The sequence below is a fragment of the Robertmurraya sp. genome (assembly GCF_036676585.1).
Classification (GTDB): Bacteria; Bacillota; Bacilli; order Bacillales; family Cytobacillaceae; genus Robertmurraya_A.
In genome coordinates, this window is sequence record NZ_JAKFCQ010000065.1 from 1 (window position 1) to 4,391 (window position 4,391).

Annotated in this window: 4 protein-coding genes and 1 riboswitch; of the genes, 3 read left to right on the forward strand and 1 reads right to left on the reverse strand. The window is 39.2% G+C overall.

Annotated elements, in window-relative coordinates:
• Window positions 1-336 precede the first annotated feature (336 nt).
• Window positions 337-876: a hypothetical protein gene (locus ACGLXV_RS08330; protein ID WP_391558254.1), complete on the reverse strand. Its 540-nt coding sequence runs from the start codon at window positions 874-876 to the stop codon at window positions 337-339.
• Between the two features lie 178 nt (window positions 877-1,054).
• On the opposite strand from ACGLXV_RS08330, the gene ACGLXV_RS08335 reads away from it, so the two are divergent.
• From ACGLXV_RS08335 to ACGLXV_RS08345, 3 genes are all read left to right on the forward strand, one after another.
• On the forward strand, window positions 1,055-3,184 hold the full coding sequence (locus ACGLXV_RS08335; RefSeq protein ID WP_391558255.1) for a sensor histidine kinase: 2,130 nt from the start codon (window positions 1,055-1,057) through the stop codon (window positions 3,182-3,184).
• Window positions 3,153-3,797 carry a response regulator gene (locus ACGLXV_RS08340; protein ID WP_391558256.1) on the forward strand — a complete coding sequence of 215 codons (645 nt, stop codon included), beginning with the start codon at window positions 3,153-3,155 and terminating at the stop codon, window positions 3,795-3,797. Before ACGLXV_RS08335 ends, ACGLXV_RS08340 begins: the two co-directional genes overlap by 32 nt.
• A 292-nt stretch (window positions 3,798-4,089) precedes the next feature.
• Window positions 4,090-4,173: riboswitch (cyclic di-GMP riboswitch) on the forward strand.
• A gap of 98 nt (window positions 4,174-4,271) precedes the next feature.
• A partial coding sequence (locus tag ACGLXV_RS08345; RefSeq protein WP_391558257.1) for a type IV pilin protein occupies window positions 4,272-4,391 on the forward strand: 120 nt, incomplete at its 3' end.

Consider the following 4,391-nt stretch of genomic DNA (forward strand, 5'->3'; position numbering starts at 1 on the left):
ACCACCATGATTACTTAACACATTTTCACAAGCTAACTTAATCGCTTCATTCATAAAAAATACTTTTTCCATAGAATCACCTTTTCCGATGTAGTGAATGATTGAGTAAAAAACTAACCTTTGCAAAAAGGTTAGTTTTTTGGGGTGGAGGGATAAAGAAGTCTCATATAATAGGTGGGTTTATTTCTGTATTATATGTATGTTTGAATATTCTGTCTGTTATGTTGTAACATTTTTTAACAATAAAAAAGCTCTTTCCTAGAAAAGGTAGGAGCAACTTGTCAGATTATTTACTTGAAAAAGACTCCTTTATAGCAAAGGAGCCTTGATACAGAATCATGCTTGTAATGCGATTTCTTTTTGTAAGCTGTTTTTCTTCCATACACCAATTCCTAAAAGGATATAGCTTAGTCCCCATGCAAGTGCTAGATAACTTCCAGCAGGAGAGAACATGAGTAACACAAAGAGAATCATGAGTACGGAACCAAAACGAGGTAGAACTTTTGCTCTAAAGGTAACAATGGAAAACAAAATACTACCTAACGTTAAGCAGAGCATCATAAGAATGTTAATAACCATGAATTCAGGTTTGGGGGCATATCCAGCCAACGTCATAAAGGCACCTAATGTAACGAGAATATTCCCAATGGTTAACAGCACGAAGCTAATAAAGCCAAGAACACCAATTTTATCTGCTTGAGCAAGGTATAAGCCTATTGCACCTACCGTCATTAACACACATGCAATAAATCCTGGCCACATCTCCTGCGGGCTATCCACACCAAATATAAGCGCCATCGGGGTCATGATCATTCGTACTACTCCCGCTAAAATTGCGATTACAGCAATCCATTTTGTTGCTTTTTCTACTGTCATATTATCCACTCTCCATATATGTTTTTCTTTACAACTAGATCATAGCAAGACGGGAATTCCTGAGGAAAAAGGGAACCTTTCCTAAGAGCTGGGAAATTCCATTGGGAAAAGGAAAATGTGCATCCTTATCATGGGTTCACTTGCTATAATTGGATTTAAGAGGGAGGTGGTAGATGTGATGGAAGGAAGACGAAAGTGGTTTTTATTGTTTCGTATAATGGTAGCCGTTATTTGCTTAAGTTATATCAGTTTCGCTGTGATTCAAATTCCCTCCTATTACGATCGCCTCGAAAAGGATTGTGTGACAGAAGAGTGTTTTGCCTCTCCTAGTCCCCCTCCCGGAGTGGATGCGCTTCATCAGCTTGGAATCAATGAATCTATCTATGCTCTTTTTTATACCGTATTAGATTGTGTGTTTATCTTTGTCTTTCTCATAGCTGCGTTTATGATCTATTGGAAAAAGGGCCATGAAATGATGGGGTTGTTGGGGGCTACTGTACTTGTGTCGTTTGGAATTACCTTTCCATCATTAGTATTTGTAGCCGCTGAGCAGGACTCTTTTTTGTTTCTAATCAATGATGTGATGAGCCTCGTTGGCTGGAGCTCCTTGTGTCTCTTTTTTGTGCTTTTCCCAAATGGGCGCTTTGTTCCAAAGTGGAGCCCTTTTGTCCTCATAGCAATTGGGATATTTTTGTTGCTAAACTTTATAGAAGATTTGCCTCCTTGGGTTATGTATTTGCGCTTGTTACTTATATTTTTCTTCCTTTTGTATGCTCAAATCTACCGTTATCGAAAGGTTTCCTCTCAGGTAGAAAGACAGCAAACCAAATGGGTCGTTTTTGGCTTTTCCGGTGCCATCTTTGGTTTTTTATGTTTAGTATTTATCCCCTTACTGTTTGATCGCACGATTTTTGAAAATGGTAGCGTCCTTTACTTTATGTTTTTTAATAGCTTTGTCTATTTATTCATGCTTCTAATTCCGGTTTCTATAACCTTTGCCCTTTTAAGAAGAAAGCTTTGGGATATTGACCCCTTGCTCAATCGAACCTTTGTATATTCCATTATGCTTCTAGTGGTGATTGGGATTTATGTAGCGGTTGTTTGGTATTTGAGTAATATGTTTAAGACCGATGACCATAATCTTGCCATTTCAATTATCGCGACAAGTATCGTGGCTGTTACCTTTTCTCCTATTAAAGAAAAGATTCAGCAAATGCTAATTTATAAAATGTATGGGGAGCAGGGCAATCCATACTTTGTCCTTGCCTTGCTCGGGAAAAAAATTCAAGAGCTTCAAACACCAGAGCAAGTGTTAGACCAAGTCGTACAAACGCTAAAGGAGATCTTGCGACTGCCGTATGCTTCGATTCAATTGCTGCAGAATAATGAGGAAATCATTCTTGCTCAATACGGAGAGAGTCAAGCGGAGGTTCGACGATTACCCATTATGTATCGTGGGACTATGATCGGTTGTTTACTAGTTGCCCCTAGGTCTCCTGGCGAAGCATTTACGGAAGCAGATGAAAAGCTGTGGGAAGTGTTGATTCAGCAGCTTGGTCCACTTTTACAAGATTTAAAAGCAACGGAGGATGTAAAAGCACTGAACCGTGTACTGCAGACGTCACGAGAGAGATTAGTATTAGCTAGAGAGGAAGAAAGGCATTTTTTACGAAGAAATTTACACGATGACCTAGCCCCAAGACTTGCTGCACTGGCTTATACTGCGGCCGCTGCAGAGGATCTCGTTGAAAAAGATCCACATACCGTGAAAACATTATTAGCTGAACATCAAAGAATGATTTTAGGGACGGTAGATGATATTCGAAGACTGGTTTATGACTTAAGGCCAGCAGCGATTGACGAGCTAGGCTTAGTGGCCGCTGTTAAACAACGGATAGAGGAGGTATCCTCGATTGGCAATACTTCTTTTTCTTATGAGCTTCCTGAAAAGTTAGAGAATATTCCTCCCGCAGTGGAAGTGGCTGTTTTCAGGATTATATCCGAAGGGGTCGTGAATGTGGTAAGGCATGCACAGGCAAACCAAGCGAGTGTATCACTTGTGGTGTTGGAGGATCGGTTGGTTATAGAGATATGTGATGATGGAATAGGGTTTATTGAACAGATAGAAGCGAGAACAACAGGGGGACTTGGTGTTCCATCTATGAAAGAACGGGCAGCAGAGCTAGGCGGAGAACTGACCATAGAACGGATGATTGAGGGTGGTACAAGGATTTCAGCTTGGATCCCTCTCATAAAAGAGATAGAGGGGGAAAGTTATGAAAACAATACGAGTGCTATTAGCGGATGATCATCCGTTCTTTCTGTACGGAGTTTCTACGTATTTAAAAACAGTGCCTGAAATAGAAATTGTGGGTGAGGCTAACTCGGGTGAGGATGTAGTTAACCAAGCCAAGCAGTTGAATCCGGATGTAATCTTAATGGATATTCGAATGCCAGGGATGAACGGAATTGAGGCGACAAAGAAAATCAAACAATCCAATCCCGAGACCAATATATTAATTTTTACGATGTTTAAGGACGATCAATCGGTGTTTACCGCGATGAGGATGGGTGCAAAAGGCTATATTTTAAAGGATGCAGGCAAGGAAGAAATCATCCGAGCGATTAAGACGATTGCAGCTGGTGAAGCGATTTTCAGTGCGGAGATTGCGGCAAAAATGGTTCACTATTTTTCCTCTACAAGACCGGCTGCGAGTGAACAGCTCTTCACTGAACTAACCAGTCGGGAGCGTGAAGTGCTTTATTTAATTGCCGATGGAGCAGCAAATAAAGAAATCGCCGAGCACCTCAACATCTCGAACAAAACCGTATCTAATTATGTAACCAATATCCTGAACAAACTTCAGGTGTCGAGTCGAGAAGAAGCGATTCAGATTGTAAATATTTCGAATATGGAGTAATTTAAAAGGCGCTCTTGGGAGTGATTTTTATTAGAATGTTTTATAGGTATAAAGAACTATGCTATAGTTACACCTGCTATTAATTTACATTGCTATTTCTAAAAAATAAAGAAGATAAATGGGGAAATTGAAAATACTAATCTATACGGGAAGATAGGCTAGAGAATGTTGTTTTTAAATAATGTTTACCCAACATTTCCTAATATAAAATTTACATAAAACCTCTTTTTTTTTCATTTTTTTTAGTGTAGACTACTAGTAAATAAGTAATGTTTATCACTGAGTCTTTTTCATTAAATAAGGGCGCAAAGAAATATGACTTGTACGTGGGCACCTGAGTCATATCGAGCGATTGGTGCAACCGACCTTTACAACTACGTTCTTTAGAATGAGCTGTAAAGGTCTTTTTATTCCCAAATTTAAGCGAAAAGCTCTCGAAAAAACATAAAAAAATTAAAAGGGGGACCTTTCTTCATGTTAAAATCATTAAAGAAGAAAATGAAAGACCAAGCTGGTCTAACACTTATCGAATTGTTAGTTGTTATTGTTATTTTGGGGATTATTGCTGCTGTGGCGATTCCGATGGTGATGAGT

What these genes read in the sequence shown, in the direction of transcription:
- ACGLXV_RS08340 (WP_391558256.1), top strand. Translation starts at nt 3,153, where the DNA reads ATGAAAACAATACGAGTGCTATTAGCGGATGATCATCCGTTCTTTCTG.
- ACGLXV_RS08330 (WP_391558254.1), bottom strand. Translation starts at nt 876, where the DNA reads ATGACAGTAGAAAAAGCAACAAAATGGATTGCTGTAATCGCAATTTTA.
- ACGLXV_RS08335 (WP_391558255.1), top strand. Translation starts at nt 1,055, where the DNA reads ATGGAAGGAAGACGAAAGTGGTTTTTATTGTTTCGTATAATGGTAGCC.